This window comes from Kitasatospora sp. NPDC091257, from assembly GCF_044757675.1.
GTDB classification, from domain to species: Bacteria; Actinomycetota; Actinomycetes; order Streptomycetales; family Streptomycetaceae; genus Kitasatospora; species Kitasatospora lactacystinica.
On record NZ_JBIVVI010000827.1, the window covers coordinates 1 to 4,186 of the forward strand.

Below are 4,186 nucleotides of genomic sequence, written 5' to 3' on the forward strand. Positions count from 1 at the left end.
GGGGTAGAAGTGGGGATCACTCCCCGATTATGGTGGCCCTCAGTGCGAATCGGGGACTCCTCCCCGTTTCCTTCGGACCGAGGTGCGTGCACATGACCCGGAATCAGAGCCCTGGGCGGGGGCAGCGGGCCGCCGACTGGGCGGACGGCCGGCTGGGGATCCACTCCCTGGCCAGGGCGAACCTGCGGAAGATCTTCCCGGACCACTGGTCCTTCATGCTGGGCGAGATCTGCCTCTACACCTTCCTGATCATCATCCTGACCGGTGTCTGGCTGACGCTGTTCTTCAAGCCCAGCATGGGCGAGGTGGTCTACGCGGGCTCGTACGTCCCGCTCAAGGGCGTCCCGATGTCGGAGGCCTACGCCTCCACGGTGGACATCAGCTTCGAGGTCCGCGGCGGACTGCTGATCCGCCAGATCCACCACTGGGCGGCGATCGTCTTCGTCGCCGCCATGTTCGTCCACATGATGCGGGTGTTCTTCACCGGCGCGTTCCGCAAGCCGCGCGAGATCAACTGGGTCTTCGGCTTCCTGCTGCTCTTCCTCGGCATGCTGGACGGCTTCTTCGGCTACTCGCTCCCGGACGACCTGCTCTCCGGCACCGGCATCCGGTTCATCGAGGGCTCGATCCTCGCCGTCCCGCTGGTCGGCACGTACATCCAGATGTTCCTGTTCGGCGGCGAGTTCCCCGGCCACGACATCGTGCCGCGCTTCTTCACCATCCACGTGCTGCTGATCCCGGGCATCATGCTCGGCCTGCTGGTGGCGCACCTGATCCTGGTCTTCCACCACAAGCACACCCAGTGGGCGGGCCCCGGCAGGACCGAGAAGAACGTCGTCGGCATGCCGCTGATGCCGGTCTACCTGGCCAAGGCCGGCGGCTTCTTCTTCCTGGTCTTCGGCATCATCGCACTGGTGGCCGCGATCGCGACCGTCAACCCGATCTGGGCGTACGGCCCGTACCGGCCGGACCAGGTCTCCACCGACGCCCAGCCCGACTGGTACATGGGCTTCGCCGAAGGCCTGATCCGGATCATGCCCGGCTGGGAGGTCGGGCTGTGGGGGCACACCCTCAACCTCGGGGTGCTCATCCCGTTCGCGCTGTTCCCGCTGGTCCTGGGCGCCATCGCCGCCTACCCGTTCCTGGAGGGCTGGGTGACCGACGACAAGCGGGAGCACCACCTGCTCGACCGGCCGCGCAACGCGCCCGTCCGCACCGCGCTCGGCGCCGCCTGGATCAGCGTCTACCTGGTGGCACTGGTGGCCGGCGGCAACGACCTGATCGCCACCCACCTGCACCTGTCGCTCAACTCCATCACCTACGCCGCCCGCGTCGGCTTCTTCGCCGTCCCGGTCGCCGTCTTCGTCATCACCAAGCGCTGGTGCCTGGGCCTCCAGCGCCGGGACCGCGACAAGGTGCTGCACGGGCGCGAGACCGGCATCGTCAAGCGCCTGCCGCACGGCGAGTTCACCGAGGTGCACGCCCGGCTCTCGCCGCAGGAACTGCACCGGCTCACGGCGCACGAACAGCCCCGCCCCCTCGAACTGCCCGCCCCGGTGGACGAGAATGGAGTGGCCCGCCCGGCCGGTGTGCTCACCCGCACCCGGACCCGGCTCTCCCGCGGGTTCCACGGCGAGGGCAGCCGGATCCCCAAGCCCACCGCCGAGGAGTTCCGCGAGATCACCGAGGGCCACGGGCACTGACCCGCACCCCCGATGGCACAGGGAGGACAGGTGCACCACCGAACCGACCGGCTCGCCGACAGCAAGTACCTCCTGCTCACCACCTTCGACGAGGACGGCAGCCGGATGGAATCGCAGCTCTGGGTGGTGCCCGACGGCACGGCCCTCGGGATCTGGGCCCCGGCCCACTCCGGCGAGGCCGAACGGATCCGCCGCCACCCCCGGGTGCTGATCGGCCCCTGCGACGCCCACGGGCGCCCCACCGGCCGCCCGGTCCCCGCCCGGGCGCGGCTCTGCGACGCCGACGACACCGCCCGCTACCGCACCTCGCTGATCAACAAGTACGGCCTGACGGCGCTGGTCGTGCTGGCCCGCAGCCGGTTCCGGGTGGGGCTGGCCGGAACGGTCGGCATCCGGATCACGCTGAACGAACTGGAACAGCGGCTGGTCGGTCCGGACTGGCAGCCGCCGAGCGGCTACTGCGTCAACTGACGGACCGCGTCACCCGACGGGCCGCCGATCCCCACGGAGTGCCGGGGCCCCGGAAAAGGGCGGCCCCGGCGCTCGGCGCTTCCGAAGCCGTTCACGACGGCGGGTGGGAGGTCACGGCGGCGGGCAGGGCGTCGGGGACGCCGGGACGGGCCCGGGGCCTGCGGGCCGGGGCCTGCGGGCCGGAAGTCAGGACAGCGGATGCGTCGGGACCGGGCTGACCTCCTGGATCTCGCCGTGGGCCTTGGTGAGCAGCTGCGAGGCGAGCTCGTTGAGCGCGCGGGCCCCCGCGATCTCCTCACCGACCCTCAGCTGCTCCGGGTCGGAGGGGTGGCGGCTGCTGTAGCCGTGGGCGCGCAGTTCGCTCCCGTCGCCGAGCCGCAGCAGTGCGGCGGCGCTGGTCCGCGGCCCCTCTTCGCGGAACTCCATCTCGATGTGCCAACCGACCAGAGTCTGCATGGCGGATCACCTCCATCGGTTACTCCTCCAGAGTGCGCCGCACCCACGGTGAACACCAGGCCAGCCCGACGGGGGGCAACATCCGGGGCCGAGTTGAACGCGTTCAACTCGGCCGCGTAGAGTCGGCGACGCAAGCCATTTGAACACGTTCAAGGGAGTGTGCCCGCGATGGGAAAGGGCACCACGGAGCTGGTCGACCTGCTGATCCTGCTCGGCATGGGCGCCGTCGTCCCGCTCGGCCTCGCCCTCGTCGACGAGCCCGGGCTCACCCGGATCCGCCGGCTCTGGCCGCTCGTCGCCGTACCCGGCGCGCTCTCGCTCTGGCTGCCCCGCGGCGGTCCGGCCACCGGCTGCGCCCTGCTCTACGCGCTCGGCACCCTGGCCGTCGCCCTGCACGCGCCGCTGCGGCTGGCCCGCACCCGCTCGCTCGCGCCCGCCGAGATCGCGGTGCTCACCGCACTCGCCGCGCCCTCGGTGGCCGGGGTCGCCCTCGTCGCCGAACGCTCCGGCTACCCGCTGTTCGGCTTCGAACCGCACATCCTGGCACTCACCGTGCCGCACTTCCACTACGCCGGGTTCACCGCCGCCCTGGTCGCCGGACTGGTCTGCCGCGCCGCCCGCCCGGGCTCGGCCGCGGCCCGCTGCGCGGCGCTCAGCGTCCCGGCGGGCACCCTGCTGGTGCTGGCCGGATACTTCCTCGGCAACTGGTGGCAGTTCGCCGGGGCCGCCGTACTGACCACCGGAATGTGGCTGGTCGGCCTGGTCACCTGGCGCGAACTGCGGCCCCGCAGCGGCGATCCCGTCACCGCCCGGCTGCTCGCCGCCTCCTCGGCCGTCCTCGCGCTCACCATGCTGCTCGCCCTCTGGTGGGCACTCGGCCGGGCCGCCGGACTCCCCCACCCGACCCTGACCTGGATGGCCGCCACCCACGGCGTCGGCAACGCGCTCGGCTTCGCGCTCTGCGCCCTGCTCGCCTGGCGCCGGATCGCGGCTGATCGGACTGCCGCGGGCCGGACCGCCGTGGACCGCACTGTCGTGGACCGCACTGCCGCGGAACGGACCGCCATGAACCCGACCGCCGCGGCCGGGACCGATGCAACGGAGACCGCTCGATGAACGACTACAGCTACCCCGAGCAGGGCGCCAGCCGCACCGGCGAGCTGCCCGCCGGCTACAACCACCTGCGGCACAGCGCACTCATCGGCCACGGCCGCCCCGCGCTGGAGGCCGCCGGCGCCGCCCTGCTCGACTGGCGGATGCACCGGCTCGCGGGCGTCCGGATCGACGCGGCGGCCGACCGGGCCGCCCCCGGCGTCGCCGTGCGGTGCGCCATCGGCCTCGGCCCGCTGCGGGCCGGCGCCCCCAACCGGGTGCTGGCCGCGGTCGACGGCCCGGACCGGTACGGCTTCACCTACGGGACCAGGACCGGGCACCTGGCCCGGGGCGAGGAGACCTTCCTGGTCGAGCTGACCCCGGACGGCGGGGTCCGGTTCTCCGTCACCGCCTTCAGCCGACCGGTCGCCCGGTACGCCCGGCTCGCCGGCCCCCTGCTCCCC

The 4,186-nt window shown here is 72.4% G+C and carries 5 protein-coding genes; 4 read left to right on the forward strand and 1 reads right to left on the reverse strand.

Going from position 1 to position 4,186, the window contains the following annotated elements; genetic code table 11:
- The first annotated feature begins 92 nt into the window (after positions 1-92).
- Both ACIQOV_RS30325 and ACIQOV_RS30330 read left to right on the forward strand, forming a co-directional pair.
- Positions 93-1,703, forward strand: coding sequence for a cytochrome bc complex cytochrome b subunit (locus tag ACIQOV_RS30325; protein ID WP_401053798.1), 1,611 nt, complete (start codon positions 93-95; stop codon positions 1,701-1,703).
- A gap of 30 nt (positions 1,704-1,733) precedes the next feature.
- Entirely contained in the window at positions 1,734-2,174 is a 441-nt protein-coding gene (locus tag ACIQOV_RS30330; RefSeq protein ID WP_401053799.1) for a PPOX class F420-dependent oxidoreductase, read from the forward strand.
- A 186-nt stretch (positions 2,175-2,360) separates the two neighbouring features.
- Here the strand turns inward: ACIQOV_RS30330 and ACIQOV_RS30335 are convergent, their stop codons facing one another.
- Complete coding sequence (locus ACIQOV_RS30335; RefSeq protein WP_359900185.1) at positions 2,361-2,630, reverse strand: DUF1876 domain-containing protein; 270 nt, start codon at positions 2,628-2,630, stop codon at positions 2,361-2,363.
- Between the two features lie 168 nt (positions 2,631-2,798).
- Here ACIQOV_RS30335 and ACIQOV_RS30340 point away from each other — a divergent pair, with 168 nt between their 5' ends.
- The gene (locus tag ACIQOV_RS30340; RefSeq protein ID WP_401053801.1) at positions 2,799-3,746 is read left to right on the forward strand and encodes a YndJ family protein; all 948 of its coding nucleotides are present in this window, start codon (positions 2,799-2,801) and stop codon (positions 3,744-3,746) included.
- The coding region (locus ACIQOV_RS30345) for a DUF1990 family protein (protein ID WP_401053802.1) at positions 3,743-4,186 on the forward strand (444 nt) is incomplete at its 3' end. The genes ACIQOV_RS30340 and ACIQOV_RS30345, both read left to right, overlap by 4 nt.

Bases quoted from the DNA above. Each gene is read 5' to 3' on its own strand.
- ACIQOV_RS30325 (WP_401053798.1), top strand. From the start codon at position 93: ATGACCCGGAATCAGAGCCCTGGGCGGGGGCAGCGGGCCGCCGACTGG.
- ACIQOV_RS30335 (WP_359900185.1), bottom strand. From the start codon at position 2,630: ATGCAGACTCTGGTCGGTTGGCACATCGAGATGGAGTTCCGCGAAGAG.
- ACIQOV_RS30340 (WP_401053801.1), top strand. From the start codon at position 2,799: ATGGGAAAGGGCACCACGGAGCTGGTCGACCTGCTGATCCTGCTCGGC.